General features: G+C 61.7%; 25 protein-coding genes and 1 pseudogene. 9 read left to right on the forward strand and 17 right to left on the reverse strand.

What is annotated here, in order from left to right:
* Positions 1 to 155 precede the first annotated feature (155 nt).
* The 3 genes from J3A65_RS19430 to J3A65_RS19440 are packed head-to-tail and all read right to left on the reverse strand — an operon-like array spanning position 156 to position 2,891.
* A complete protein-coding gene (locus J3A65_RS19430) occupies positions 156 to 1,028 on the reverse strand; it encodes an SDR family oxidoreductase (protein WP_209902910.1) in 873 nt (290 codons plus the stop codon).
* Positions 1,028 to 2,218: a tRNA epoxyqueuosine(34) reductase QueG gene (gene queG, locus J3A65_RS19435; protein WP_209902913.1), complete on the reverse strand. Its 1,191-nt coding sequence runs from the start codon at positions 2,216 to 2,218 to the stop codon at positions 1,028 to 1,030. The genes J3A65_RS19430 and queG overlap by 1 nt, the downstream gene beginning before the upstream one ends.
* Positions 2,199 to 2,891 (reverse strand): glutathione S-transferase family protein, encoded by a 693-nt coding sequence (locus J3A65_RS19440; RefSeq protein WP_062454065.1) that lies wholly within the window; start codon positions 2,889 to 2,891, stop codon positions 2,199 to 2,201. Before J3A65_RS19440 ends, queG begins: the two co-directional genes overlap by 20 nt.
* Before the next feature lie 162 nt (positions 2,892 to 3,053).
* Between J3A65_RS19440 and J3A65_RS19445 the strand changes: the two genes are divergently transcribed.
* Positions 3,054 to 3,860: an undecaprenyl-diphosphate phosphatase gene (locus tag J3A65_RS19445; protein WP_092663812.1), complete on the forward strand. Its 807-nt coding sequence runs from the start codon at positions 3,054 to 3,056 to the stop codon at positions 3,858 to 3,860.
* Positions 3,861 to 3,930: 70 nt separating this feature from the next.
* Here J3A65_RS19445 and J3A65_RS19450 read toward each other — a convergent pair whose 3' ends face one another.
* The 3 genes from J3A65_RS19450 to J3A65_RS19460 form a co-directional block, all read right to left on the reverse strand.
* Positions 3,931 to 4,083 carry a hypothetical protein gene (locus tag J3A65_RS19450; RefSeq protein WP_092663810.1) on the reverse strand — a complete coding sequence of 51 codons (153 nt, stop codon included), beginning with the start codon at positions 4,081 to 4,083 and terminating at the stop codon, positions 3,931 to 3,933.
* Positions 4,084 to 4,299: 216 nt separating this feature from the next.
* Positions 4,300 to 5,280, reverse strand: coding sequence for a complex I NDUFA9 subunit family protein (locus tag J3A65_RS19455; RefSeq protein ID WP_209902915.1), 981 nt, complete (start codon positions 5,278 to 5,280; stop codon positions 4,300 to 4,302).
* Positions 5,281 to 5,393: 113 nt separating this feature from the next.
* The gene (locus J3A65_RS19460; RefSeq protein WP_062454062.1) at positions 5,394 to 5,681 is read right to left on the reverse strand and encodes a DUF1330 domain-containing protein; all 288 of its coding nucleotides are present in this window, start codon (positions 5,679 to 5,681) and stop codon (positions 5,394 to 5,396) included.
* A gap of 57 nt (positions 5,682 to 5,738) precedes the next feature.
* Here J3A65_RS19460 and J3A65_RS19465 point away from each other — a divergent pair, with 57 nt between their 5' ends.
* Positions 5,739 to 6,809, forward strand: a complete 1,071-nt coding sequence (locus J3A65_RS19465; RefSeq protein ID WP_245341592.1) for a right-handed parallel beta-helix repeat-containing protein — start codon at positions 5,739 to 5,741, stop codon at positions 6,807 to 6,809.
* A gap of 24 nt (positions 6,810 to 6,833) precedes the next feature.
* Here the strand turns inward: J3A65_RS19465 and pyrF are convergent, their stop codons facing one another.
* The 4 genes from pyrF to dnaN all read right to left on the reverse strand — a co-directional run bounded on the left by pyrF (position 6,834) and on the right by dnaN (position 9,974).
* Positions 6,834 to 7,526 (reverse strand): orotidine-5'-phosphate decarboxylase, encoded by a 693-nt coding sequence (gene pyrF, locus J3A65_RS19470; RefSeq protein ID WP_113166951.1) that lies wholly within the window; start codon positions 7,524 to 7,526, stop codon positions 6,834 to 6,836.
* Positions 7,527 to 7,531: 5 nt separating this feature from the next.
* On the reverse strand, positions 7,532 to 8,119 hold the full coding sequence (locus J3A65_RS19475) for a histidine phosphatase family protein (protein WP_209902917.1): 588 nt from the start codon (positions 8,117 to 8,119) through the stop codon (positions 7,532 to 7,534).
* Positions 8,120 to 8,138: 19 nt separating this feature from the next.
* A complete protein-coding gene (gene pmtA / locus J3A65_RS19480; protein ID WP_062454058.1) occupies positions 8,139 to 8,732 on the reverse strand; it encodes a phospholipid N-methyltransferase PmtA in 594 nt (197 codons plus the stop codon).
* A 123-nt stretch (positions 8,733 to 8,855) separates the two neighbouring features.
* Positions 8,856 to 9,974: a DNA polymerase III subunit beta gene (dnaN, locus tag J3A65_RS19485; protein ID WP_062454057.1), complete on the reverse strand. Its 1,119-nt coding sequence runs from the start codon at positions 9,972 to 9,974 to the stop codon at positions 8,856 to 8,858.
* 262 nt (positions 9,975 to 10,236) lie between these two features.
* Between dnaN and rsmI the strand changes: the two genes are divergently transcribed.
* The 4 genes from rsmI to J3A65_RS19505 all read left to right on the forward strand — a co-directional run bounded on the left by rsmI (position 10,237) and on the right by J3A65_RS19505 (position 14,328).
* Positions 10,237 to 11,178 (forward strand): 16S rRNA (cytidine(1402)-2'-O)-methyltransferase, encoded by a 942-nt coding sequence (gene rsmI, locus J3A65_RS19490; RefSeq protein ID WP_062454056.1) that lies wholly within the window; start codon positions 10,237 to 10,239, stop codon positions 11,176 to 11,178.
* 9 nt (positions 11,179 to 11,187) lie between these two features.
* Positions 11,188 to 11,559, forward strand: coding sequence for a YraN family protein (locus tag J3A65_RS19495; RefSeq protein WP_209902920.1), 372 nt, complete (start codon positions 11,188 to 11,190; stop codon positions 11,557 to 11,559).
* 112 nt (positions 11,560 to 11,671) lie between these two features.
* Entirely contained in the window at positions 11,672 to 12,622 is a 951-nt protein-coding gene (gshB, locus tag J3A65_RS19500; RefSeq protein ID WP_209902922.1) for a glutathione synthase, read from the forward strand.
* A gap of 173 nt (positions 12,623 to 12,795) precedes the next feature.
* Positions 12,796 to 14,328, forward strand: coding sequence for a YifB family Mg chelatase-like AAA ATPase (locus J3A65_RS19505; protein ID WP_209902924.1), 1,533 nt, complete (start codon positions 12,796 to 12,798; stop codon positions 14,326 to 14,328).
* Positions 14,329 to 14,364: 36 nt separating this feature from the next.
* On the opposite strand, the gene dut is transcribed toward J3A65_RS19505, so the two are convergent.
* The gene (gene dut / locus J3A65_RS19510; protein WP_184654187.1) at positions 14,365 to 14,835 is read right to left on the reverse strand and encodes a dUTP diphosphatase; all 471 of its coding nucleotides are present in this window, start codon (positions 14,833 to 14,835) and stop codon (positions 14,365 to 14,367) included.
* Positions 14,836 to 14,925: 90 nt separating this feature from the next.
* Between dut and J3A65_RS19515 the strand changes: the two genes are divergently transcribed.
* Positions 14,926 to 16,506, forward strand: a complete 1,581-nt coding sequence (locus J3A65_RS19515; RefSeq protein ID WP_209902927.1) for a peptide chain release factor 3 — start codon at positions 14,926 to 14,928, stop codon at positions 16,504 to 16,506.
* Between the two features lie 2 nt (positions 16,507 to 16,508).
* Here the strand turns inward: J3A65_RS19515 and J3A65_RS19520 are convergent, their stop codons facing one another.
* The 4 genes from J3A65_RS19520 to otsB all read right to left on the reverse strand — a co-directional run bounded on the left by J3A65_RS19520 (position 16,509) and on the right by otsB (position 20,446).
* Positions 16,509 to 17,093, reverse strand: coding sequence for a YigZ family protein (locus tag J3A65_RS19520; protein WP_209902929.1), 585 nt, complete (start codon positions 17,091 to 17,093; stop codon positions 16,509 to 16,511).
* A gap of 48 nt (positions 17,094 to 17,141) precedes the next feature.
* Positions 17,142 to 18,080 carry a threonine/serine dehydratase gene (locus tag J3A65_RS19525; RefSeq protein WP_062454934.1) on the reverse strand — a complete coding sequence of 313 codons (939 nt, stop codon included), beginning with the start codon at positions 18,078 to 18,080 and terminating at the stop codon, positions 17,142 to 17,144.
* A 153-nt stretch (positions 18,081 to 18,233) separates the two neighbouring features.
* Positions 18,234 to 19,613, reverse strand: a complete 1,380-nt coding sequence (gene otsA / locus J3A65_RS19530) for an alpha,alpha-trehalose-phosphate synthase (UDP-forming) (protein WP_209902931.1) — start codon at positions 19,611 to 19,613, stop codon at positions 18,234 to 18,236.
* Between the two features lie 35 nt (positions 19,614 to 19,648).
* Positions 19,649 to 20,446: a trehalose-phosphatase gene (otsB, locus tag J3A65_RS19535; protein ID WP_209902933.1), complete on the reverse strand. Its 798-nt coding sequence runs from the start codon at positions 20,444 to 20,446 to the stop codon at positions 19,649 to 19,651.
* A 192-nt stretch (positions 20,447 to 20,638) separates the two neighbouring features.
* Here otsB and J3A65_RS19540 point away from each other — a divergent pair, with 192 nt between their 5' ends.
* On the forward strand, positions 20,639 to 21,457 hold the full coding sequence (locus J3A65_RS19540) for a class II glutamine amidotransferase (protein WP_092663792.1): 819 nt from the start codon (positions 20,639 to 20,641) through the stop codon (positions 21,455 to 21,457).
* A 3-nt stretch (positions 21,458 to 21,460) separates the two neighbouring features.
* Here the strand turns inward: J3A65_RS19540 and coaBC are convergent, their stop codons facing one another.
* Positions 21,461 to 22,666: a bifunctional phosphopantothenoylcysteine decarboxylase/phosphopantothenate--cysteine ligase CoaBC gene (gene coaBC / locus J3A65_RS19545; RefSeq protein WP_209903629.1), complete on the reverse strand. Its 1,206-nt coding sequence runs from the start codon at positions 22,664 to 22,666 to the stop codon at positions 21,461 to 21,463.
* Positions 22,667 to 22,812: 146 nt separating this feature from the next.
* Between coaBC and J3A65_RS19550 the strand changes: the two are divergent.
* A pseudogene (locus J3A65_RS19550) lies at positions 22,813 to 23,175 on the forward strand (glyoxalase superfamily protein); the annotation flags it as partial.
* Positions 23,176 to 23,184: 9 nt separating this feature from the next.
* Here J3A65_RS19550 and J3A65_RS19555 read toward each other — a convergent pair.
* Positions 23,185 to 24,057: a LysR family transcriptional regulator gene (locus J3A65_RS19555; RefSeq protein WP_209902936.1), complete on the reverse strand. Its 873-nt coding sequence runs from the start codon at positions 24,055 to 24,057 to the stop codon at positions 23,185 to 23,187.
* Between the last annotated feature and the right edge of the window lie 85 nt (positions 24,058 to 24,142).

The raw sequence follows: 24,142 nt of genomic DNA on the forward strand, positions 1-24,142 counted from the left end.
TCGTGTTCACGAAAACAGGCAAAATTTTTTTTCTCTTAAAGTCGGTCTGCTGTCTTATTTGGACCGGTTTTGGGGCGCTGCGCCCCAGGGATTAAGAATTTATGACCGGGATAATGGCTCAGGATGAAAATTCCCACCGATGAGTAGAGGAGATTTCACCCTCTCCAGCGGTCGGAACACCACAATTCCGAGAGTGAAACATGGTAGTTCGGAAAGCGGAACTGGAAGCCGGCGGCCCTGATCTTCTCATTCGAGACGCGCTTGTTGGCGCCATAGAAGGACCGCGCCATCGGCGACATGTCGGCGGTGTCGAAATCCTGTTCGGGCGGCGGTTCGACGCCCATCATCCGGGCAGCCTCGACGATCACGTCCTGGGGCGGGCATGGCTCGTCGTCGGTGACATTATAGAGGCCACCCATCCGCTGGCTCCCGAGAAACAGCGAGGCGCCCCCGATATCCTCTACCCGGATCCGGTTGAACACCTGACCCTTCTTGATGATGCGTCGCGCGCTGCCGCGGGAGAGATTGACGAACGCATTGCGGCCGGGCCCGTAGATGCCGGAAAGACGCAGCACTGCGCATGGCACGCCGACACTGGTCGCCTGCTCGCTCCAGGCATCCTCCGTATCGACGCGCTCGATTGAGCGCCCAAGAATGGGGCTTCCCGGCGTCTCCTCGGTCACCCAGTCACCGCCATGGTCACCATAGACACCGACGGTCGAGAGATAGCCGATCCATTCGAGCTTCGGAAACAAGGCCGAGAGCTTGCCGTCGATCAGCTTCAGGAGCGGATCGCCTTCATGACCGGGTGGGATGGACTGAACCAGATGCGTCACCTCGGCCATCTCGCCCGGCAGCGCTCCATCGAACTCGCTGCCGTCGAAGATGAAGGGCCGAATGCCCTTTGCGCGAAGAGCCACGGCCTTCTCCTCGCTGCGAACCGTGCCGGAAACCGTAGCGCCTTCGGCCATGAAGGCCTCCGCAATCGCCTGGCCGGAATAGCCGCATCCGAAGATCATCACCCGCATCAAACCACTCCTGCCATCGTCCATTCGTCTTTAACCTCCGCATCATCCTCCGGCCCGCGCGCATCTGCAAACAAAGCGAACTCACCTTGCGACATCAGCCGCTTCAGCGCCCAGATCGCCATGCCGCGCACGACAGGGGACGCATCCGCTGACAGGCTGCGACACTGGTCGATGAAGCCGCGGTCACCTGAATTGCCGGCGGCGATCAGCACGTTACGCACGAAACGGTCACGACCAATCCTCTTTACCGGCGAACCACTGAAGAAGGCGCGAAATGCTCGATCGTCCAGCGTCAGAAGAAAGGCGATCGACGGTTCCTTGAGGTCCTCGCGCGCCTTCAGCTTCATTTCAGACGCGCTGGCCGCGAACTTGTTCCATGGGCATGCCGCAAGGCAATCGTCGCAGCCATAGATACGGTTGCCGATCATCGGCCGGAATTCGGGCGCGATCGGTCCCTTGTGCTCAATCGTCAGGTAGGAGATGCAGCGCCGCGCATCCAGCCGGTAGGGCGCCGGAAACGCCGCCGTCGGGCAAGCGTCGAGACAGGCGCGGCAAGAGCCGCAATAGTCCCGCTCAGCCTCGTCGAAGGCCAGATCCGCTGTCGTGAACAGGCTGCCGAGAAAAAGCCAGGAACCGTGCGTGCGGCTGACCAGATTGGTGTGCTTGCCCTGCCATCCGATGCCGGCGGCTTCGCCAAGCGGCTTTTCCATCACCGGTGCCGTATCGACGAATACTTTGACATCCTCGCCGGCACGGGCGGCAAACCGTGTGGCGATCTCCTTCAGCCGACCCTTGATCACGTCGTGATAGTCGCGGTTGCGGGCATAGACGGAAATCGCGGCCTTGTCGGGCTTCTCCACAATGCCGCGCGGATCCTCGTCCGGCCCGTAATTCATCGCAAACATCACGATCGACCTGACTTCGGACCAGAGCGCCTTGGGATCGCCGCGACGCTCGCGCGTCTCCGCCATCCAGTCCATCGTGCCGTGATGCTCGTCAGATAGAAATGTCGTTAGCCGTTCCGGTGCTTTCGGAATGCTGTCGGGCCTTGTGATGCGACAGAGATCGAAGCCCTGGGCTGCGGCTTCCTCGCGAATGAAGGCGGTCAGCTTCTGCCGACGCCGGTCGGCCCGAAGGTCGACCTTCTCTAGGCTCAGGTCGTGGTCCGGCTCAGAAATCAAGGTCCGCATAATGCGATACCGGAGTGAGGCCGCGGATGCGCTCGGACAGCAGCGGACGGAAGGAGGGGCGCGATTTGATCCGCTGGTACCAGTCCTTGGCGATCGGGATTTCCGACCAGTCGATTTCGCCGAGATAATCGAGCACGGAAATCGAAGCGGCGGCAGCAAGGTCGGCATAGCTCAGGCGCTCGCCGGCCAGCCACTGGCGCGAGCCGGCAAGCCAGGCAAGATATTTCATGTGCTGGCGAATATTGGCGCGGGATGTACGCAGCACTTTCGAATCGGGTGCGCCGCCGCCCTGAGCCGCGGTCATCTGCAGCTTGTAGACCCGTTCGCGCGTCAGCGGCCGGGTCACGTCCTGCTCCATCTTGATCAGGAACCATTCCGTCAGCCGGCGTATTTCAGCCCGTTGCCACGGGTCTTCGGCAAGCAGCCGGCGGTCGCGCTTCAGCACGCCATGGGTCTCGTCGAGAAATTCCATCAGAACCGACGGACCGCACAGAACGCGCATATTGTCGTCAACATAGACAGGCAGGGTCGCCGCCGGGTTGAGCGTGAGAAACTCGCGGCGCTTCTCCCAGGGCTGCTCCTCGACAAGATCCGTCTGGAAGCCGTATTCGGCGAGGATCAGACGGACGAAGCGAGAGGAAGACGACATTTGATGATGATACAGGGTGGGCATCGATAAGAAAACTTCAGTTATAATGTATAGGAAAGCGGCTGCTTCGGGCGCCCGCCTGACATATGCCAGCTATATGGATTTGGTAGGGCCAGTACAAGCAGGGGCCACAAACCGCTAAGAAACGATTAAAAACCACCTCTATCGCATAGCAAAGGACTAAGAATGGTGGATCAGCCCATTATCAGCGCCCTCGTACTCGGTATTATCGAGGGGCTCACGGAATTTTTGCCCGTTTCATCCACCGCACATGTGCTGCTCGCCGGCCATTTTCTCGGTTTCAATTCTCCGGGGAATACGTTTGCGGTCCTGATCCAGCTCGGCGCCATACTGGCCATTCTTCTGGTCTATGCGCAGAGGCTGATCTCGATCGCCGTCTCGCTGCCGACCAGTGTCCAGTCGCGCCGTTTCGTTCTGACCATCCTTGCGGGTTTTCTCCCGGCCGCCGTGATCGGCGCGATCGCGCATGATTTCATCAAGACGGTCCTGTTCGAAACGCCGATGTTGATCTGCGTCATGCTGATCGTCGGTGGCTTTATCCTGCTTGCCGTTGATCGCATGAAGTTCGAGCCGAAATACCATGACGTGATGGATTATCCACTGTCGCTGGCGATCAAGATCGGCTTCTGCCAGTGCCTCGCGATGATCCCAGGTACGTCACGCTCCGGCGCCACCATCGTCGGCGCGCTTCTGCTTGGCGCGGACAAGCGTTCGGCCGCGGAGTTCTCGTTCTTCCTCGCGATGCCGACAATGGTCGGCGCCTTCACGCTCGATCTCGTCAAGAACCGTGCGCTCCTCTCCTTCGACGACAGCGCCGTGATCGTGGTCGGCTTTCTGGCAGCCTTCGTGACGGCAGTGTTTGTCGTGCGCTCGCTTCTCAATTTCATATCGAGCCGCGGCTACGCGCCTTTCGCCTACTGGCGTATCGCAGTCGGCGCCATCGGCCTCACCGCGCTGCTGCTCGGGGCCTGATGGCCGGAAGCTGAAAAAAGAAAAGGCGGCCACCGGCCGCCTTTGTCATATGGGTCGTTCAATCACTGCTTCAGTAACGGATGGATGCAGTGCTGCAGGGATCGACGCCATAAGCAGGCGCGCAATCGAGCTTGCCGGCGGCTCCGGTTTCAGGAGCCATGAACGATCCTGCAAGGATCACAAGTGCTGCACATACGAAAAAGAGGGCGATGGGTTTGCCCATGCAAATGCGCCTTTCAGAAGGGAAATATCTGTGTGTGGGTCTACGGGCCGTGTGGCTGATATTCAATAAACGTTTTTGCTAAACTGCCCGTTAACGCAAGACGGCCAATAACTGCGACCTTTGCGCCACAGAGCTTTCGGCACCTGCCCCCAAAAAAAACGACGCGCTCCGGAGAGCACGTCGTCAAGGATCCGGTAAGGATCTAGGATATTGAAATCAGGCGGCCTTGCCGGAGCCCGTGTACTGGCCCTGCGGCCGGTAACGCACGAGGTAGGACGCAAGAACGGAGGTAGCTAGCGTCGGCGTGATGCCGATACCGGCAAGCGTGCGGCCTTCTTTTTCCGCAGCGTCCGAAACCACATTGTCCCGTTTCAGGAGTTCCACCTGGTCCGCCGTGATCGGCGGGGCGATCAGGGGCACCATCGAGGCAACGCTGCCGATCATGGAGGCTACGCCGAAAGGCAGCGAGAGAAGCGGCTTCTTGCGGGCGGTCACACGCATGACCGCTTCCATGCAGTCGCGCATCGTCATCACTTCGCCGCCACCCAGCTCGTAGATCTTGCCGGACGGAATGGCGCCGTCGACGGAACGTCCCACGGTTTCCGCCACGTCTTCCACGAAGACCGGCTGCAGCTTGGTGTGGCCACCGCCGATCAGCGGCAGGAACGGGAACGTCCGTGCCATCGAGGCAAACCGGTTGAAGAAGCTGTCGTCGGCACCGAAAACCACGGAAGGACGCAGGATCACCGCATCCGGGAGTGCAGCCTGGATCGTCGCCTCGGCGCGGCCCTTGCTGCGGGCATAGCTCGAAGCGGAATTGACATCGGCACCGATTGCCGAAACATGGGTCAGCTTCGCGCCGGCAGCCTTCACGGCCTCGACCAAGGTCTTTACGCCGATATCCTGCACGCCGTCGAACGTGTTGCGTCCGCTCTCAAACAGGATGCCGATGCAGTTGACCACATGCGCGGAGCCTTCGACGGCCCGCAGCACGGAATCGCGGTAGCGCAGGTTCGCCTGCACCAGCGAGATCTGGCCGACATAGCCGGCGGGCAGAAGAAAGCCGGCGAGATCCGGGCGACGCACCGCGACGCGAACACGGTAGCCGCGCTTGGCAAGCGTGCGCACCACCTGTCTGCCGACGAAGCCGGATCCCCCGAAGACGGTGACGAGAGGCGGTAGATTGTTGATGGTCATGATAAGCTCCGGGAGCCTGAAGAGGGGACGACGAAATATGGAATGCTGTTTAGCCGAATCCGGGCGACGGTGGAAGTGTTTCCGCAACCGGTTGTCGCTGTCAGCGAGCGATATCAGACGCCCTCGACCACAACCATTTCGGCATCGGCCGCTTCCTGGCGGATTTTTGCAGCGATCTGGTATGCCGGCGAGTTGTAGCAATCGACTGCAGCCTGCATCGACGGGAACTCGATCACCACATTGCGACCGCGGGCAGCGCCCTCCAGTTCGGTCATCGCGCCGCCACGAGCAAGGAAATTGGCGCCGTATTCCTCAAACGCCGGTTTTGCCGCAGCGACGTAATCCTTGTATCGCTCGGCGTCGCGAACATCGACCCGAGCAATCCAGTAACCTTTTGCCATAATAACCTCTCCTCGATTGGGCATATTCGATTCGAGCAAATCTGGCGGGGAGTCAACATGATAAAGACCGGACCACGCGGCCGGATTGAAGCGCGCAACGCCTATTGGGCGCTCCCTTATCTCGTGCCGTTCATGCTTCTTGGCGCGCCTACGGCAAGCGCGGCATCCTGCAGCGCCGATACGCTGGAACAGCTCCGCTCGCCCGCCGAAGCGGCCACGCGCCCGATCGAAATCGATTGCGATCTCACCCTTCAGAAGAATGCCGTCATCACCGTGCCGATCGCGTTTTCCGGCAGTCGCGCGTCTGGGACGACGATGGACTGCAACGGCGCGACGCTTGATGGCACCAAGCCCAAGGCCCGCACGATCGTGATCCGTTCGGTTCAGCGCAAGGATGGCACCTGGGACACGCCCCGCGACATCCATATCCGCAACTGCACGATCAAGGGTGATATCCGCATCGAAGGCCTCGGTCACAACGGAGAGGCCGAGAAGGTCAGGGAATCCTCACTCACGCCGGGACATACGCAAAGAGCGCAGTCGATCGCGCCAAGCGATATCGTGCTGTCACAAAACCGCTTCATCGCCAATGTCGGCACGCCGGTCTATATCGCGCCCGGCGTCACCAATGTCATTGTCGAAAACTCGCGCTTCACCGGCAAGACGGTCTCGGCCGTGATTTATCTGGATGCGGAATCGGCCCGAAACCGCGTCATCGGCAATACATTCGAAACATCAGCCAGCCAGCGCGAGATCATCGCAATAGATGGCTCCGCGGAAAATCTCATCGAGAAAAACACGTTCGTGAACCCGGTAAAGGGCGGCGTGTTTCTGTACCGCAATTGCGGCGAGGGTGGCACGATCCGCCACCAGGCGCCTCAACGCAACGTCATCTCCGGCAACAGCTTCCGCTACAAGGACTGGCTTGCCATGCCGGCGGTCTGGCTCGGCAGCCGGCAAGGCGTGCGCAAATATTGCATGACACGGCCAACGGCGTCGTTTGGCAGCGGAGCCAGCCCGCTCGATTACGCGCAGAACAACCGGGTCACCGGCAACCGCCTGTCGGGCGGCGTCGCCACCTTCGTCCTCAACAGCGACGCGAACAATGTCGTCTCGGACAACCGCTGATCCGGATCAAGCGCCGTCTGCAGGTCAGAGCGCCGCCTGCATCTCCGCGAGGATAGCCTGCGCGGCCGCCTTCGGGTCGGCTGCCTGGACGATCGGGCGGGCAACGACAAGGTGGCTGGAGCCTGACTTCAGGGCATCGAAAGGTGTCACGACACGTTTCTGGTCGCCGGCATCGGAGCCGGTCGGACGGATGCCGGGGGTGACCACCGCCATGTCGGCTCCGACGATCGCTCTGACGGCGGCCGATTCCTCGGCCGAGCAGACGATGCCGCCCATGCCGGCCGCACGCGCCTGTTCGGCGCGGCGTGCCACCAGCTCGCCCGGTGTCTGCGCATAGCCGGCTTCGATCATATCGGCCGCATCCATCGAGGTCAGCACGGTAACGCCGAGCAGGCGGAGATCGGAGCCCTTTGCTGCTTCGACCGCGGCGCGCATTGCCTTCGGATAGGCATGCAGCGTCAACATGGTCATGCCCATCTTGGCGATGTTCTCGACAGCTTTGGCGACCGTGTTGTCGATATCGAGCAGTTTCATGTCGAGAAAGATCTGCTTGCCATCCTCTGCAAGCTCGCGGGCAAACTCCAACCCACCGGCAAAGGCCAGCTGGTAGCCGATCTTGTAGAAAGAGACGGTGTCGCCAAGCGTTGCCACCATCTTTTCCGCTTCGGACACGGTCGGGATATCAAGGCCCACAATCAGCCTGTCACGCGCTTGCATGTCTGTCAGTCTCCCTTCCATGTTTCGATCGGGGTCCAGTCGCATGTGACGGCGCGATCCGCAAGGGTGAAGCGGAACAGATTGCCACCGCCACCCGGCTGATCTTCCGTGCGGGATATGGCCGATCGTTTCAGGTGACATTTCAGGAGCGTGCCGACGCCGCCATGACCGACAAAGGCGATCGGCACCGCGGGATCGTGGCCCGCCAGAATGGATTCGACCACAGACACGATCCGCGCCTGCGCATCCGCGGCGCGCTCCCAGCCTTTGAAGCTCTCGGTCGGGTTGGCGAAAAACCAGTCGGCTGCCGCCTCGAAATCAGGCGGCGCCAGAAAGCCTGTCGCCGAGCGATCGTTCTCGTGCAGTTCCCCGATGATTTCCGTCTTGAGACCGACGGCCGCAGCCAGGATGTCGGCGGTCTCGATTGCCTTTGTCTCGTCGCTCGAGACGATGCGCCCGAGCTTGGATACCCAGCCGGATGTCGCCGCCTGTTCGGCGCGCAGGCGACCCGTGTCGGACAGGCCCCATTGCGGCACCGGCACGTTGGGGTCGATCCGGACCTGCGGATGCGTGATGTAAATCCCAAATGTCATGTCGGAGAAGGTCCGGACGCTAAGCTCGCGTATATGTCCATAGCTGCGCCGGCGGAATGTTGCGCACCACGAAGTCATAGTGCTTGATCTTGTAGCGCTCTGGCTTGGCGATAATAGGCGAAACCGGGCTGTAGGTGATCTGCATCACCGGGCGTCCCGGCGGGACGCGGTCGAGAAGATCTTCCAGAAGTTCGATGCGGCGTTCCATTGGAAAGCTCAGCATCGGAATGGCGCAGATCACGCAGTCGAATTTCTGGTGTTTCAGGGTGTCGAGCGTGCGATCCAGATCGAACGCGTCGCCATTGATGAAATGCACGCCTTCGAATGTCTTCATCAGATGCTGGTAGAAATCGGTCGAATACTCGATCGAAACAAGGTTCTGAGGCTCGATGCCGGTTTTCAGGATCGCCTTGGTGATGACGCCGGTGCCTGGTCCAAGCTCAAGAACAGGCAGGCCGGAACTTGTGTCGATGATGCTCGCCATCCGCTTGGCGGTGACTGACGATGTCGGGATGATGGCTCCGACCTGTTTCGGACCGTCGATCCATCCTTTGAAGAAACGGATTTCCTCGTCAAATTTCCGGCCAAGCCGTTCCTTCAAACGCAGTTCCATCAGGTCGTCCCCTCCAGTTTCATCCAATGTGAACCGTTTTGCCGCAAACACAAGATGAAATGTCGCAGGCGGAATACGGCACAAAAAAGGCGGCTGGGGTTAACCGAGCCGCCTGGTAAGATGCTATACGCGCATCGGCATCAGCACATAGAGCGCATCGTCGCCCGCCGTATCGCGCACCAGTGTCGGTGACCCCGCATCCGCCAGCATGAAGATCGCGTCGTCGCCGGAAAGCTGGGCGGTGATATCGAGCAGGTACTTGGCGTTGAAGCCGATTTCCATCGCGTCGTATTCGTAGCCGACAGCCACTTCTTCCGTGGCGCTGCCGGAATCCGGGTTGTTGACCGTCAGCATCAGCTGCCCTTCGGACAGCGACAGCTTCACGGCACGTCCGCGCTCGGAAGAGATCGTGGAGACGCGGTCCACAGCCTTGGTAAAGCTCTGGCAGTCGACGCGCATTTCCTTGTCGTTGCCCGTCGGGATGACGCGCTGGTAATCGGGGAATGTGCCGTCGATTAGCTTCGATGTCATGACGATGCCGCCGATCGAGAGGCGGATTTTGGCATCCGAAACTTCCACCGTCACGAAGGCTTCCGGATCGTCGACCAGCTTCTGCAACTCGCCCACGGTCTTGCGCGGCACGATGATGCCGGGCATGCCTTCAGAGCCCGAAGGCGCCTTCAGGTCTGCGCGGGCGAGACGATGGCCGTCGGTTGCAACAGCGCGCAGCTTCAGGTCGCCACCGGCCTCGATCGTGTGGAAGAAGATGCCGTTCAGATAATAGCGGGTCTCCTCGGTCGAGATCGCAAACTGGGTGCGGTCGATCAGCATCTTGAGATCGGTCGCCTTCATCTTGAACGTATGGCTGAAGCTGCCGGCCGTCAGATCCGGGAAATCCGTTTCCGGCAGGCACTGCAGCGAAAATTTCGAACGGCCGGACTGCACGGTCATGGTCGCGCCGTCGGCGCTGGTGGCGAGCAGCACTTCCGATCCGTCCGGCAGCTTGCGGACGATTTCATAAAGCAGATGCGCCGGCACGGTCGTGGCGCCGGACTGTTCCACCATGGCCGGTGTCGATTCCGTCACTTCCAGATCAAGGTCCGTCGCCTTCATATCCAGGCTCGCGTCGGACGCGCGCAGCAGGATGTTGGACAGGATCGGAATCGTGTTGCGCCGTTCCACGACGCGGTGCACGTGATTCAGCGACTTCAAGAGATTGGAGCGCTCAAGAGTAATACGCATGGACACTATCGCTTTCGACCGTGGCGATCCGGCTGGCCGGACCACCTGATATTCTCTGCCGGCCATTGCGCAGCCGGAACATGTGGACGGGCAAAATGGCAGACATTCGGATGCGAAAGCAAGAGCAGAACGGACCCTGCGCCATTTGAATTGCTTGTTCATACCGCACTTGCACACAGAAAACGCAACGCGGCGAAACCGGACGCGCAAAACATCGCCGGCCTCTGCTTGCCGAAGTCTGCGGCCTCGACCATAACAGGCGATGACCCTCGACCAATCTTCAGAGCAATCCACCGAAATCGCCGCCGAACCCATCAAGGGACAGCGTGGCTATCGCGTCGGCAATACGTTCATCGCTTCCCGCCCCATCGAGCCGGCGCTCTATCTCGTCGCCACCCCGATCGGCAATCTCGGCGATATCACGCTGCGCGCGCTCGAAACCCTGTCCGGCGCCGATGTGCTGGCCTGCGAGGACACAAGGGTGACCCGCGTGCTCCTCGATCGCTACGGCATCGTCAACCGACCCTATTCTTATCACGAGCACAACGCCAACGAGGCCGGGCCGAAGCTGATTGCGGCGCTCGAAGCCGGCAAGTCCGTGGCGCTGGTCTCCGATGCCGGCACGCCGCTCGTGTCGGATCCCGGCTATCGCCTCGGCCAGATGGCGATCGATGCCGGTTATCGGGTCGTGCCCATCCCCGGCGCGTCTGCCCCGCTTGCGGCCCTCGTCGGCTCGGGCATGCCGTCAGATGCTTTCCTGTTCGTCGGGTTCCTGTCTTCCAAGGACAAAGCCCGCCGCGACCGGCTTGGCGAACTTTCAAAGATCCCGGCAACGCTGATCCTGTTTGAATCTCCCCATCGCATCGCCCACACGCTCGTTTCTGCAGCCGATGTCCTGGGCGGCAGCCGGCTTGCCTGCGTCTGCCGGGAACTCACCAAGACCTACGAGGAGTTTCGCCGGGGCACACTGGCCGAGCTTGCCGCGCACTATGGAGACGGCCACAACGTCAAGGGCGAGATCGTCCTTCTGATTGAACCTCCAGCACCCGAAGAGGCGCCGTGCGAGGTTGAGGTCGATGCCATCCTGCAGGACCTTTCCAAAACGCATCCGACCGCAAAGGCTGCGACTGAAGCGGCGCGGATCACAGGCCTGCCGCGCAAGGATCTCTATCAGCGTCTGATCGCCATAAAGAACGGGACCTGATGGATCGCGATGGCACAACGGGATGAGATCGGCGCCAGACGTCGCAAGGCAGAGCGCCGCGGCCATGTCTCGGAATATGTCGCCGCTGCCTATCTCCTGCTGAAAGGCTACCGCATCCTCGCCCTCCGCCACCGCACGAAACTGGGCGAGATCGATCTCATCGCCCGCAAGCGCGATCTCGTGGTGTTCGTCGAGGTGAAGGCGAGACAATCCGAGATGCAGGCGCTCGACGCCGTCTCCTATGCATCGCAGAAACGGATCCGGGCCGCGAGCGATCTCTGGCTGTCGAAATGCAAGGATGCGTCCGGGTTATCTCAGCGATACGATATCATCGCCGTCCTGCCGGGAAGGTTTCCGCGCCATTTCCAGGATGCGTTCTAGGGCCGTCCTCAGCATAGGCCTTGCCGCGGCCCTGTCGGAATATCCCGGCCACGGTTGCCTTTCGGGGTTCGTCGTCCTACATCAGGCGGGCCAATCCTAGGGGGCTGAAGTCATGGCGAAAATTCGCACGGTCGCATTTCAGATGGACCACATTTCCGGCATCAACATTGCCGGCGATTCCACATTCGCCATGGCGCTCGAAGCGCAATCGCGCGGTTACGAGCTGTTCCACTATACGCCCGACCGCCTGACGATGCGCGACGGCCGCATCTTTGCAGCCCTCGAGCCGCTGCAGGTGCGTGACATCAAGGGCGATCACTTTACCCTTGGCGAAAAGCAGCCGACCGATCTGTCGACGATGGATGTCGTGCAGCTTCGCCAGGATCCGCCCTTCGATATGGGCTACATTACATCGACCCATCTTCTGGAGCGCATTCATCCAAAGACGCTCGTGGTCAATGATCCGGCCTGGGTGCGCAACTCGCCGGAAAAGATCTTCGTCACCGAATTCGCCGACCTGATGCCGCCGACACTGATCTCCCGTGACCCGGCTGAAATTGCCAAGTTCCGCGAAGAGCTCGGCGATATCATCCTGAAGCCGCTTTACGGCAATGGCGGCGCCGGCGTGTTTCACTCCGCCCGCGACGATCGCAACTTCACGTCGCTGCTCGAAATGTTCGGCCAGATGTATCGCGGCGAACCCTATATCGCCCAGGCCTACCTTCCGGCGGTGCGCAAGGGCGACAAGCGCATTCTTCTCGTTGACGGTGAACCGGTCGGCGCGATCAACCGTGTGCCCGCGGAAACCGACAGCCGCTCCAACATGCATGTCGGCGGCCGTGCCGAGGCGACCGATATCACGCCGCGGGAGAAGGAAATCTGCGCCCGCATCGGGCCGGCTCTGCGCGAGCGCGGCTTCATCTTTGTCGGCATCGACGTGATCGGCGATTACATGACCGAGATCAACGTCACATCTCCGACGGGCATCCGCGAAGTGAAGAAGTTCGGCGGTGCTGACGTCGCGAGCCTCATGTGGGACGCAATCGACGCCAAGCAGAACTGATAACCGTTCACATCTGTTCTCGTTATGCAACCTGATGCGCGCTGTCTTCGTCTCATACGCGAAATTGTTCACTGCCTGTTCTTGAAATTCACCGACAACCGTGCGAGCTTTCAACCTGCGGCACGGTAGGCGGGAATTTCCCCACCTTAGCTTGCGCAAGTGGGCGGGTCGGAATGGTCGCGCGTATCAGAACGGTAGCATTTCAGGGCATTGAGGGCATTCCGGTCGATGTGCAGGTCATGATCGGGCCGGGCAAGATCGGCATGCATATCGTCGGCCTGCCGGACAAGGCAGTCGCCGAAAGCCGAGAGCGGGTGCAGGCAGCCTTGCACGCCTCCGGCCTCGCCATGCCGCCCAAGAAGGTCACGGTCAATCTCGCCCCGGCGGACCTGCCCAAGGAAGGCAGCCATTTCGACCTCGCGATCGCCGTCGGCCTGATGGCGGCGCTCGGTGCCGTGCCCGCCGATATGCTCGCCGATTATGTCGTGATCGGCGAATTGAATCTCGATGGAACGCTTGCAGCCGTCGCCGGTGCGCTTCCGGCAGCCATCAGCGCCAGCGCAATCGGAAAGGGGCTGATCTGCCCGGCAGAGAGTGGCGCGGAAGCGGCCTGGGCAGGCCCCGGCGTCGATATCTTGGCCCCCCGCAGCCTGATCGCGCTTGCCAACCATTTCCGCGGCACGCAGGTCATGTCGCGCCCTCAACCGGCCGTGCGCGCACCGCCCGCCAATCTGCCTGACCTTGTCGATATCAAGGGCCAGGAAAGCGCCAAACGCGCGCTCGAAGTCGCGGCTGCCGGCGGCCATAACCTCTTGATGGTCGGTCCGCCCGGTTCGGGAAAATCGATGCTCGCCGCCCGGCTTCCATCGATATTGCCGCCGCTATCGGCCACCGAACTGCTCGAAGTCTCGATGATCCACTCGATCGCCGGCCAGCTCTCGGGCGGAAAGCTGTCGGATCGGCGGCCTTATCGCATGCCGCATCATTCCGCCACGATGGCGGCTTTGGTCGGCGGCGGTCTGCGCGCAAGGCCCGGAGAGGCGTCGCTCGCGCATCACGGCATCCTCTTCCTCGACGAGTTTCCGGAATTCTCGCCCCAGGTTCTCGATGCGCTCCGCCAGCCCTTGGAGACAGGCGAATGCGTCATCGCCCGGGCCAATCACCGTGTGTCCTATCCAGCCAGCATCCAGCTCGTTGCCGCCATGAACCCGTGCCGTTGCGGTATGGCGGGCCAACCGGGGCATAGCTGCGCCCGAGGTCCGCGCTGCGCTTCGGATTATCAGGCGCGTATCTCCGGCCCGCTCATGGACCGCATCGATATCCGTATCGATGTGCCTGCTGTCTCGGCAAGCGATCTAATCCGCCCGGCGCCGGCAGAGCCGAGTGCCGGCGTGGCAAAGCGGGTGGCGGCCGCTCGCGACAGGCAGAGAGAGCGTTTTGAAGGCGAGGGCCAGTACACGGTTCTCACCAACGCGCGGTGTTCCACCGCCATGATCGAGAAATTCGCCGAGCTCGATCCGGGCGGGCTGCAATTGTTGCGCGACGCGGCAGAAAAGCTCAAATTCTCCGCCCGCGGCTATCATCGGGTCTTGCGGGTGGCGCGGACGCTGGCCGATCTCGACGAGAAGGATGGTATCGGGAGAATACACCTTGCCGAGGCGATCTCGTATCGGATGGCCGGGGAGCGCCCCACGGTATCCGCCTGATTGACCTAGATCGGTGTCACAGGATTCCGGCAGACGTCAGACGCCGGTGGATCCGAACCCGCCGGCGCCGCGTGCCGTCGCACTTGCCTCGGAAACTTCGACGACCTGCGCCTGGACAACGGGCGCGAACACCATCTGTGCGATCCGCATGCCGCGGGCAATGACGAAATCCTCGTCTCCCAGATTGATCAGCAAAACCTTCACTTCGCCGCGGTAGTCGCTGTCGATCGTGCCGGGCGTGTTGAGGCACGTGATGCCGTTCTTGAACGCAAGCCCCGAACGTGGGCGGATCTGCACCTCGAACCCGGCGGGGATTTCGAACACGAGGCCGGTCGGCACCAGGGCGCGCTTGCCGGGTGCGATGGTCAGCGGCTCGCCATCGGTCACGGCGGCACGAAGGTCCATGCCGGCAGCACCTGATGTCTCGTAGGCGGGCAGATCCAGGTCCTGCCCGTGCGGAAGACGCAGGACATTGAGGACGGGTGAGGAGGGGGCTTGAATGGTCATTAGCCATTAGTTTGCGCCGCAGCGCGGCAGGTCAATTGCAATGGCGGGCTTTAGTCGCTAGATACCGCGGCAATTCACAGGATATAAAAGATGGCCGAAACCATTGCAGAGGCGGTCTCCCGCCGCCGCACATTCGCGATTATTGCGCATCCGGACGCGGGCAAGACAACGCTGACGGAAAAGCTGCTTCTGTTCGGGGGCGCCATCCAGCTCGCCGGTGAGGTCAAGGCCAAGAAGGATCGCATCCAGACGCGGTCCGACTGGATGAAGATCGAACGCGAACGCGGCATCTCGGTCGTGACGTCGGTGATGACGTTCGAATATGCCGACAAGGTCTTCAACATTCTCGATACGCCCGGCCACGAAGACTTCGCGGACGATACCTATCGCACGCTGACGGCGGTGGATGCGGCGATCATGGTCATCGATGCCGCCAAGGGCATCGAGCCGCGGACGCTGAAGCTGTTCGAAGTCTGCCGCATGCGCGACATTCCGATCATCACCTTCATCAACAAGATGGACCGCGAAAGCCGCGACATTTTCGAGGTACTCGACGAGGTCGAGGAAAAGCTGGCGCTGGATACGGCCCCCATCACCTGGCCGATCGGTCGCTCCAAGAGCTTCTGCGGAACCTACCACCTGGCCGATAACCGGGTGCGTGGTCCAGACAGCGAGGACGCGATCTCGGTCAACGGACCCCAGGCCGTCGCCGACCGACTGCCGGAAAACGAACGCGCGGCCTTCGTCGAGGAAGTCGAACTGGCGCGGGAAGCCTGCCGCCCGTTTGACAGAAAGGCCTTTCTCGAGGGTCACCTGACGCCGGTCTTCTTCGGCTCGGCGCTGCGCAATCTCGGCGTCCGGGATCTGATCACGGCACTGGCCGATTTTGCTCCGCCGCCGCGTGACCAGGTCGCCGATATCCGCACCGTGCATGCAAGCGAAGACAAGATGACGGCCTTCGTCTTCAAGATCCAGGCCAACATGGATCCGAACCACCGCGACCGTATCGCCTTTGCGCGCATCTGCTCGGGCAAGCTGGAGCGTGGCATGAAGGCAAGGCTTGCCCGCACCGGCAAGCAGATGGGCCTAACGGCGCCGCAGTTCTTCTTCGCCTCCCAGCGTCACATCGCCGATACCGCCTTTGCCGGCGACGTCGTCGGCATCCCCAACCACGGCACGCTTCGTATCGGCGACACGCTGACGGAAGGCGAAAATCTCGTCTTCCAGGGCGTCCCGAACTTCTCGCCGGAAATCCTACGCCGCGTGCGTCTGGAAGATGCGATGAAGGCGAAGAAGCTGAAGGAAGCTTTGCAGCAGATGGCAGAAGAGGGTGTCGTGCAGCTGTTTTCCCCGGAAGACGGATCGCCCGCCATCGTCGGCGTCGTCGGCGCGCTGCAGCTCGACGTTCTCAAAGAGCGGCTGTTGGGGGAATATACGCTGCCGGTCTCGTTCGAAATGTCCCGCTTCTCCGTCTGCCGCTGGATCTCGTCGGATCAGCCAGCCGAGCTCGAAAAGTTCCTGACCGTCAAGCGCGGCGATATCGCCCGCGACCTCGACGGCGATCCGGTCTTCCTGGCGCAGGACTCGTTTTCGCTGCGCTACGAGTCCGAACGCTTCCCGGCCATCAAGATGGTCGCGATCAAGGAATATCACGTCGCCAAGGCGGCGTGATTTCAATCCACTGATAGCTCCGACCTGCCGCTGGTGAGGTCGGAGATCAGCCTTGAGATGATGTCCTGCTCGGCTTCCGGTATCTGGATCCGCAGCTCGGCACCTGTCCCTGTGAAGACTTCCTCGGTGATCTTCACATCCTCGATCGACTGCAACCTGGCCTTCGTTCTTGCGAGGTCGGAAAACTCGATGCTGACGGCACCCAGCACAGACGGCTTCACTTCGACAAGCGGGGCCGCCCTCAGACAGGCGGCCGCCGTACCGCCATAGGCGCGCACCAGACCACCGCTGCCAAGCAGGATGCCGCCGAACCAGCGGATCACGATGACGACGGCTTTATCCAGCGACTGGCCGTCCATGGCGGCCAGGATCGGCTTGCCCGCTGTCCCGCTCGGCTCGCCGTCATCGGAAAATCGATAGGCTGATCCAATCCGCCAGGCCCAGCAGTTATGGGTGGCATCTGCAACGCTGTGCGCAGCAATGACATCTTTCGCTTCCCCCTCGCTCAACACGGGAAGCGCGATCGCCAGAAACCGGCTCTTTTTGATGACCTGCTCGAATGTGGCCGGCTGTTCTAGCTGAAACATGGTCTCAGCATTATCGCTGCCGCATCACGAAGGGAAGTGGGGCGAACCTCAGCCGAAATCGACAGCTGTCGTGTTCGATCCGCACACCAGCACGCAAACGCGCTCACCCGGTTGCGGACGGTATTTGCCCGACAAGACAGCCGCAAACGCTGCCGCACCACCCGGCTCGGTCACCAGCCGTGCGCCGGACCAGAGCGCCTTCTGCGCGTTCAGAATGTCCTCGTCGGTCACGAGAACCGGCGGCTCGATGAATGCCTGGGCCACCGGAAACATCAGCTGCCCGACCTGCCTTGGCGCAAGCGAATCGGCCGCGATACCGCCCGCCGGCGCATCCACGGGGCGGCCTGCCTTAAAGGCGTCGTAAAGCGTCGGCGCGCGGTCGGATTCGACGGCGACGATCTTCACCCGGCCGCGCATCCAGGATGCGATACCGCCGATCAGTCCGCCGCCGCCGACAGCCACCAGCAACGTCGTGATATGCGGCAGGTCTTCCTCGATTTCCTTGCCGAGCGTACCTTGTCCCGCCAGCGTTTCCGCCTGGTCGAACGCATGCACGGCCATCGCCCCGGACTGCGCGACATACTTCTCGCTGGCAGCAAGCGCATCCGCATAGCGGTCGCCGCCGATCACGAGCTCTGCGCCGTAGGAGCGGATAAGATCTATCTTCGCCTTGGAGGCGACGCTTGGCACAAAGATATGCGCGGGCACACCGAGTTTGCGGGCCGCATAGGCAACCGCTGCCCCGTGATTGCCGCCGGATGCCGCAACCACACCCGCCGCCTGCACCTCGCGGCCAAGAAGATTGGTAAAGGCGCCGCGGACCTTGAACGAACCGGAATGCTGCAACTGCTCGAGCTTGAGATCGACTTGGCATGGTTCGGCCCCGAAATCCTGCATGTCTACCCGCATCGTCGGGGTGCGGCGGATATGCGGACGGATCAGGGTTTCGGCTTCGGCAATATGTTCTGCTGTGACTGCGACCGGCATGAAGACCTCGAAATGAATTGGCATCAATCCGCAGGTCGCGAAATGATGAAAAGGCAATGGGATCTATTCAGCGCATTGGCGGCGGCCGGTCAATCCGCCTCGCTCGAGGTAAGTTGAAGCCGCCCGGCATTGCGGGGCGGCTCCAGCGGATACTCAGTCCTCGATAAGGTCCTTGAGGAAGTCGTCGCACCAGCGATTGATGTCGTAGGTCAGCAGGTGGTCCATCATCATCTGCCAGCGCTGCTTGCGCTCGTCGAGCGGCATGCTGAGCCCACGCGCGATGGCATGCGCCGTTCCCTCGATGTCGTAAGGGTTGACCAGAAGCGCGCCGCGCAGCTCGCGGGCCGCTCCGGCAAAGCGTGAAAGCACCAGCACGCCCGGATCTTCCGGATCCTGCGCCGCCACATATTCCTTGGCAACAAGGTTCATCCCGTCGCGCAGCGGCGTTACCAGGCCGATCTTCGCCAGCCGGTAAAGACCGGCAAGCACCGGGCGCGGTACCGATCTGTTGATATAGCGGATCGGCACCCAGTCGACGGTGCCGATCGCCCCGTTCACGCGGCCCGCCTGTTCGGCCACCATGCGCTGCATCTGCTCGTACTCCGGCACTTCCGAGCGCGATTTCGGCGTGATCTGCAGATAGGTCACCTTGTTGTGGTGATCCGGGTTGGTGGCGACAAACTGCTCGAAGGCGTCGATACGCTGGGTAATGCCCTTGGAATAATCCAGGCGGTCGACGCCGATGATGAGGTCCTTGCCCTCGACGCTCTGGCGCGCCTTGCGCACCATCGCGTTCTTTTCGGCCTTGATCGCGAATTTGGAAAAGATCTCGGTCTCGATCGAAATCGAGTAAGCGCCGCCCTTGAAGGTGCGCCCGAAGGTCGAGAACTTCTTGCCGCCGTCGATCCGCTCGCCGATCCCTTCGCGCACCAGCCCGCCGCCGAAATTGTCCAGATCGAAATCCGTCTGGAAACCGACCAGGTCATACTGCGAAAGACCGCGCATGATCTGCTCATGAACCGGCATGGTGAACAGCACGTCCGCCGGCGGCCACGGAATATGCAGGAAGAAGCCGATCTTGTTCTTGAAGCCCATCTGGCGAAGTTCGGCTGCCAGCGGGATCAGGTGGTAGTCATGCACCCAGATGATGTCGTCTTCCTTGAGAAGCGGCGCAAGCTTCTGCGCAAAGAAGCGGTTCACCCGGAAATAGCCGGCCATTTCCTTGCGACCGTATTCGGCCAAGTCCATCCGGTAGTGGCATATCGGCCAGAGCACCCGGTTGGCAAAGCCGTGGTAATATTCCTCGACGTCGGTGTCGGTAAGATCGGTCAGCGCATAGGTGATCGCGCCATGCTCCTGCATCTCGAGCGGGCCGGGTTCCTCGTTGCCGCTGGAATTGCCAGACCAACCCATCCAGATGCCGCCGCGTTCCTCAAGGGCTGCCTGCAGGGCTACGGCAAGGCCGCCGGCAGGTGCCGCACCGGTCTCGTCCGGAACGGTGACGCGGTTCGATACGACCACTAGACGGCTCACGATATTTCCTTTCGAAAATGCATTCTCAAATCAGTTCAGGCGGCGGCAAGCTTGGCGATCAGCGCGCGCAGTTCGGCCGCCGATCCCAATGTTGCCGACGCGACGGTGTCGGCCGCGATATCGGAAATCCGGATCGAGTGGCCGCCCAGCTTGTTGGCAACCCTGAACATCGCTTCATCAGTTACATCGTCACCGATCGCGATCGGCAACCGGCCGGCAAATGGCTCTTCGCTGAGAAAAGCCCGTAGCGCATCGCCCTTGCTGGCGCGGGCAGGGCGGATTTCCACCACCATCTTGCCCCGCTGCAGCGTAAAGTCGGATCCTGCCCGCTCGCGGTAGCGTTCCATCGCCGCCTCGACTTGCCCCTTGAATGTCGGCGCCTGTCGGTAGTGGGCAGCCACGGCGAGACCCTTGTCCTCGACAAGAACGCCCGGCCAGGCTGTTGCTTCCTTGGCAAGATCCACCTTCAGCGCCTCGAAATCAGGACCTGGCGTTACCCGCTCGATCGCTCCCGACATCGATCGTCTTTCCGCCCCGTGCAGGCCGGCAATCGGAAAGACATGCGGCTTGAAGAGCTGATCGGCGTAGGGCAGAGCCCGACCCGTCACCAGCGCCACGGCGCCGCTCAGTTTCGCGGAAAGCCGGGTCAGATTCTCGGCCAGATCGTCAGGCACGACGATACCATCAGGCGTATCCGCGATGTCGATCAGCGTGCCGTCGATATCGAAGAAAACTGCCCATTTCCCGGGCTGGTTCAGCACTTCGTGCAGAATGTCGGTGCCGTCAGATGTGCCGGCATGCGCGTCCGCGCTCGATTTTGTATCATCAACCATGCAGCTTCATTTAGGCTTTGAAGCCGCCGCGACAACAGGCTGAGGCAACATTGCGTTGCAAAACGTGATGGGGAAGGGGCCACAAAACTGTCATCTGGGCCGGTAATTCATGTTTCATTAACCCTATTTCGAGACGCTTGATTTTCGACGGTTGCGTGCGTTGCAGGCAGACAGAGTGGAGCAGAAAGACAGATGTGTCGTTGGGCAGCTTATCGGGGTGAACCGCTTTATCTGGAAGAACTGGTCTCTTCGCCCGCCCATTCCCTGATCGAGCAATCCCACTGTGCCACACGCGCAAAGACCGCCACCAATGGCGATGGTTTCGGCATCGCCTGGTATGGCGACAGGCCTGAGCCCGGCCGCTACCGGGACATCCTTCCGGCCTGGTCCGACTGCAATCTGCGCAGTATCGCACGGCAGATCCGCTCGCCGCTGTTCCTTGCCCATGTCCGCGCCGCAACGACGGGCGCAACACGGCGCGACAACTGTCACCCCTTCGTCCACGGCCACTGGTCCTTCATGCACAATGGCCAGGTCGCGAGCTTCGAAGCGATCCGCCGGCCGCTCGAAAGCCTGTTATCGGACGAACTGTTCTCGGCCCGGACCGGATCGACCGATTCCGAGCTTCTCTTCCTGCTGGCGCTGCAGTTCGGCATGGATGCCGATCCCTTGGGCGCAATGGAAAAGGCGATCGCCGCCGTCGAAGACATCTCGATGGAACGGCTCGGCTCGGCACTCGTCCGCTTCACCGCCTGCTTTTCCAACGGCCGCCAGCTTTACGCGGTACGCTATGCCACGGATCACAAGCCACCCACCCTCTATGCCGCACCGATGACGGGCAAGGGGTCGGATGCGGATGGATCAAAGACCGGTTACTGCCTGGTGTCGGAACCGTTGAACGACGAGGCCGATACCTGGGTGGAGATTCCCGACGGCAGCGCCGTCAAGGTCTGCCCGGATGGCATGCAGGCGTTGCTCTTCCAGCCGCAGGCGCTGTCGAAGGCCGCGTGATCCTCATGCGAGCCGGGCCGCTATCAGCTCGGCCAGCCGCATCGCAACCTCGTCCTTGCCAAGATCCGGCCACGCCTCGATAGCGGTCTCGGAGATGATCTTCACCTGATTGCGCATGCCGCCCATGACGCCGGTCTGAGGAGAGACGTCGTTTGCGACGATCAGGTCCGCACCCTTTCGCTGAAGCTTCGATCGCCCGTTCTCTTCCACATTCTGCGTCTCGGCAGCGAAACCGACGACAAGCGTGGGGCGCTTGTCGTGATGCCCGACCGTTTTAAGGATGTCGGGGTTTTCCGTCAGCATCAGCGGCGCCGGTGCCTCGCCCGGCATTTTCTTGATCTTCTGGTCGGCGGAGGTTGCCACCCGCCAGTCGGCGACGGCCGCCACCATCACGGCGATATCGGCGGGCAGACGCCTTGTCACGGCCTCGAGCATCTCGGCGGCCGTCTCCACATGCAGCGTCGTGACGCCAGCGGGATCGGGGATCGTTACCGGGCCTGAAACCAGCGTCACGTCGGCACCGAGTTTCGCCAGCGCCGCTGCAATCGCGTGGCCCTGACGGCCGGACGAGCGGTTGGCAATGTAGCGCACCGGGTCGATCGACTCATGGGTGGGACCGGAGGTCACAATCGCCGTCTTGCCGGCGAGCGGCTTGGGCGAAGCATCCAGCAGCGCAATCGCCGCGGCAACGATTTGCAGCGGTTCTGCCATCCGGCCGGCGCCTGCCTCGTTGCTCTCAGCCATTTCGCCGACCATCGGCCCGATCACATGGATGCCGTCTGCCTTCAGTGTCTCGGCATTGCGTTTCGTCGGTGCGGCCGCCCACATTTTCGGGTTCATGGCAGGCGCCACCAGCACGGGCAGATCGGTCGCCAGAAGCACGGCGCTTGCCAGGTCGTCCGCCATTCCGTGGGCCATCTTTGCCATCAGGTCGGCACTTGCGGGTGCGACGATCACGAGGTCGGCGTCGCGCGCCAGCCGGATATGGCCGACATCCTGCTCGTCCTCGCGCGAAAAGATCTCCGTATAGACATGCCCGCCCGACAGTGCCCCGACGGCAAGCGGCGTCACGAATTCCTGGGCCGCCCTGGTCATGACCGGCCGCACCGAGGCCCCGCGTTCGCGCAGCCGCCGGATCAGGTCGAGGCTCTTGTAGGCCGCGATGCCGCCGGAGATGATGAGAAGGATGCGCTTGTCTTTGAGTCCCATAGCCCGCCCGCTTTCGAAGTGACCGGAAGCTAGGGTTTTGTTCTTGAACATGCAATCGTCCTGCAGCAAGAGTGGTGAAACTCCGATGAACGGCGGTCGCAATGAATGATTTCAAGTCGGTCGAACCTGCCTCAAGCCAGACCCTGATCCAGCCGGCCGTCCCGATCTTCCGCATTTTCGACGTCGGCAAGGCGATGGAGTTCTATTGCGGGTTCTTAAGCTTCACCGTCGAGTGGGAGCATCGGTTCGCTCCCGACGCACCGCTCTATTGCCAGATATCGCGCAGCGGCATGCTGATGCATCTGTCGGAACATGCGGGCGATGCCTCGCCGGGTGCCCGCGTGTTTGTCCCCATCACCGGTGCTGCAGCGCTCCACAGGGAACTCAATGCCAAGGACTACGCCTATATGCGGCCGGGGCTGCACCAGGCGCCCTGGGGTCTGGAGGTTTCGGTGACGGATCCGTTCAGCAACCGCATCACCTTCTGCGAACGCGAGATCAAAGGCTAACCGGTCAGCCTAGACCAGTTCGAACAGGTTGAGCGCGATCGGGGAACGCTGTGCCTTCATCACGGCGATGCCCAGTCGCGCCACCGGTCCCGGCCCCTCGATCGGCCGGTACACGACGCCCTCGATGGCGATCTTCGTGATAGAGCCCGGGACGATCGAGACGCCCAGCCCTGCGGCAACCAGATTGACCACGGACGGGATCTGCGGCGCTTCCTGCGTGACGTTGAGCTCGAACCCCGCATCGCGGCAGGCGCTGAGGATATCGTCGAACAGGCTGAGACCCACCGTGCGCGGAAACAGCACGAAGGGCTCTCCTGCAAGCGCTGCGATCGGCACGGTCCGTAAGGTCGCCAGCTCATGGTTCGCCGGCAGTGCGATCAGCATCGGCTCGTCCGCCAGACGTTTCAGCCGCACCGCCTTCGGGTCTTCCAAGCCTGGACGGATGAAAGCGGCGTCGATCTCACCGCGTTCCAGTTTCTCGATCAGCCAGTTGCTGTTCATTTCCGCAAGCGACAGCGCAGCGCCCGGCCACTCGCTCCGGAAGCGGCGGATAGCGCCGGTTACGACCGGGTTGAAGGCGGCAGACGCGGTAAAGCCCAGCGCCAGCTTGCCTGTCTCGCCGCGCGCGGCACGCCGGGCAGAAAGTTTCGCAGCCTCTGCTGCCGCAAGCGAGGCCCGCGCCTCGGGCAGAAATGCTTCGCCAGCCGCAGTCAATTCCGCACCATGCGGCACCCGGTGAAAAAGCGCTGCACCGATCTCGGTTTCGAGATCGCGGATCTGCTGGCTGAGCGGCGGCTGGCCGATACCAAGCCGTGCCGCAGCCCGCGTGAAATTCTGCTCCTCGGCGACGGCGAGGAAATAGCGGATATGCCTCAGTTCCATCGGTATCTGTAAAACCTATCGAGAATGCCTGCGCCATATATTGGATTAATGGAAGGCGACTGGCTACCTCTGATGGACCTGAAAG

Origin of the sequence: Rhizobium sp. PvP014, assembly GCF_017876855.1 — a bacterium.
GTDB classification, from domain to species: domain Bacteria; phylum Pseudomonadota; class Alphaproteobacteria; order Rhizobiales; family Rhizobiaceae; genus Neorhizobium; species Neorhizobium soli.

What these genes read in the sequence shown, in the direction of transcription:
- J3A65_RS19450 (WP_092663810.1), bottom strand. Translation starts at nt 4,083, where the DNA reads ATGGGCAAACCCATCGCCCTCTTTTTCGTATGTGCAGCACTTGTGATC.
- rsmI (WP_062454056.1), top strand. Translation starts at nt 10,237, where the DNA reads ATGACCCTCGACCAATCTTCAGAGCAATCCACCGAAATCGCCGCCGAA.
- J3A65_RS19515 (WP_209902927.1), top strand. Translation starts at nt 14,926, where the DNA reads ATGGCCGAAACCATTGCAGAGGCGGTCTCCCGCCGCCGCACATTCGCG.
- J3A65_RS19495 (WP_209902920.1), top strand. Translation starts at nt 11,188, where the DNA reads ATGGCACAACGGGATGAGATCGGCGCCAGACGTCGCAAGGCAGAGCGC.
- J3A65_RS19465 (WP_245341592.1), top strand. Translation starts at nt 5,739, where the DNA reads ATGATAAAGACCGGACCACGCGGCCGGATTGAAGCGCGCAACGCCTAT.
- J3A65_RS19455 (WP_209902915.1), bottom strand. Translation starts at nt 5,280, where the DNA reads ATGACCATCAACAATCTACCGCCTCTCGTCACCGTCTTCGGGGGATCC.
- dut (WP_184654187.1), bottom strand. Translation starts at nt 14,835, where the DNA reads ATGACCATTCAAGCCCCCTCCTCACCCGTCCTCAATGTCCTGCGTCTT.
- J3A65_RS19445 (WP_092663812.1), top strand. Translation starts at nt 3,054, where the DNA reads ATGGTGGATCAGCCCATTATCAGCGCCCTCGTACTCGGTATTATCGAG.
- gshB (WP_209902922.1), top strand. Translation starts at nt 11,672, where the DNA reads ATGGCGAAAATTCGCACGGTCGCATTTCAGATGGACCACATTTCCGGC.
- J3A65_RS19540 (WP_092663792.1), top strand. Translation starts at nt 20,639, where the DNA reads ATGTGTCGTTGGGCAGCTTATCGGGGTGAACCGCTTTATCTGGAAGAA.
- dnaN (WP_062454057.1), bottom strand. Translation starts at nt 9,974, where the DNA reads ATGCGTATTACTCTTGAGCGCTCCAATCTCTTGAAGTCGCTGAATCAC.
- J3A65_RS19440 (WP_062454065.1), bottom strand. Translation starts at nt 2,891, where the DNA reads ATGCCCACCCTGTATCATCATCAAATGTCGTCTTCCTCTCGCTTCGTC.
- J3A65_RS19520 (WP_209902929.1), bottom strand. Translation starts at nt 17,093, where the DNA reads ATGTTTCAGCTAGAACAGCCGGCCACATTCGAGCAGGTCATCAAAAAG.
- queG (WP_209902913.1), bottom strand. Translation starts at nt 2,218, where the DNA reads ATGCGGACCTTGATTTCTGAGCCGGACCACGACCTGAGCCTAGAGAAG.
- pmtA (WP_062454058.1), bottom strand. Translation starts at nt 8,732, where the DNA reads ATGGAACTGCGTTTGAAGGAACGGCTTGGCCGGAAATTTGACGAGGAA.
- J3A65_RS19525 (WP_062454934.1), bottom strand. Translation starts at nt 18,080, where the DNA reads ATGCCGGTCGCAGTCACAGCAGAACATATTGCCGAAGCCGAAACCCTG.
- J3A65_RS19430 (WP_209902910.1), bottom strand. Translation starts at nt 1,028, where the DNA reads ATGCGGGTGATGATCTTCGGATGCGGCTATTCCGGCCAGGCGATTGCG.
- pyrF (WP_113166951.1), bottom strand. Translation starts at nt 7,526, where the DNA reads ATGCAAGCGCGTGACAGGCTGATTGTGGGCCTTGATATCCCGACCGTG.
- J3A65_RS19460 (WP_062454062.1), bottom strand. Translation starts at nt 5,681, where the DNA reads ATGGCAAAAGGTTACTGGATTGCTCGGGTCGATGTTCGCGACGCCGAG.
- coaBC (WP_209903629.1), bottom strand. Translation starts at nt 22,666, where the DNA reads ATGGGACTCAAAGACAAGCGCATCCTTCTCATCATCTCCGGCGGCATC.
- otsB (WP_209902933.1), bottom strand. Translation starts at nt 20,446, where the DNA reads ATGGTTGATGATACAAAATCGAGCGCGGACGCGCATGCCGGCACATCT.
- J3A65_RS19475 (WP_209902917.1), bottom strand. Translation starts at nt 8,119, where the DNA reads ATGACATTTGGGATTTACATCACGCATCCGCAGGTCCGGATCGACCCC.
- J3A65_RS19505 (WP_209902924.1), top strand. Translation starts at nt 12,796, where the DNA reads ATGGTCGCGCGTATCAGAACGGTAGCATTTCAGGGCATTGAGGGCATT.
- J3A65_RS19555 (WP_209902936.1), bottom strand. Translation starts at nt 24,057, where the DNA reads ATGGAACTGAGGCATATCCGCTATTTCCTCGCCGTCGCCGAGGAGCAG.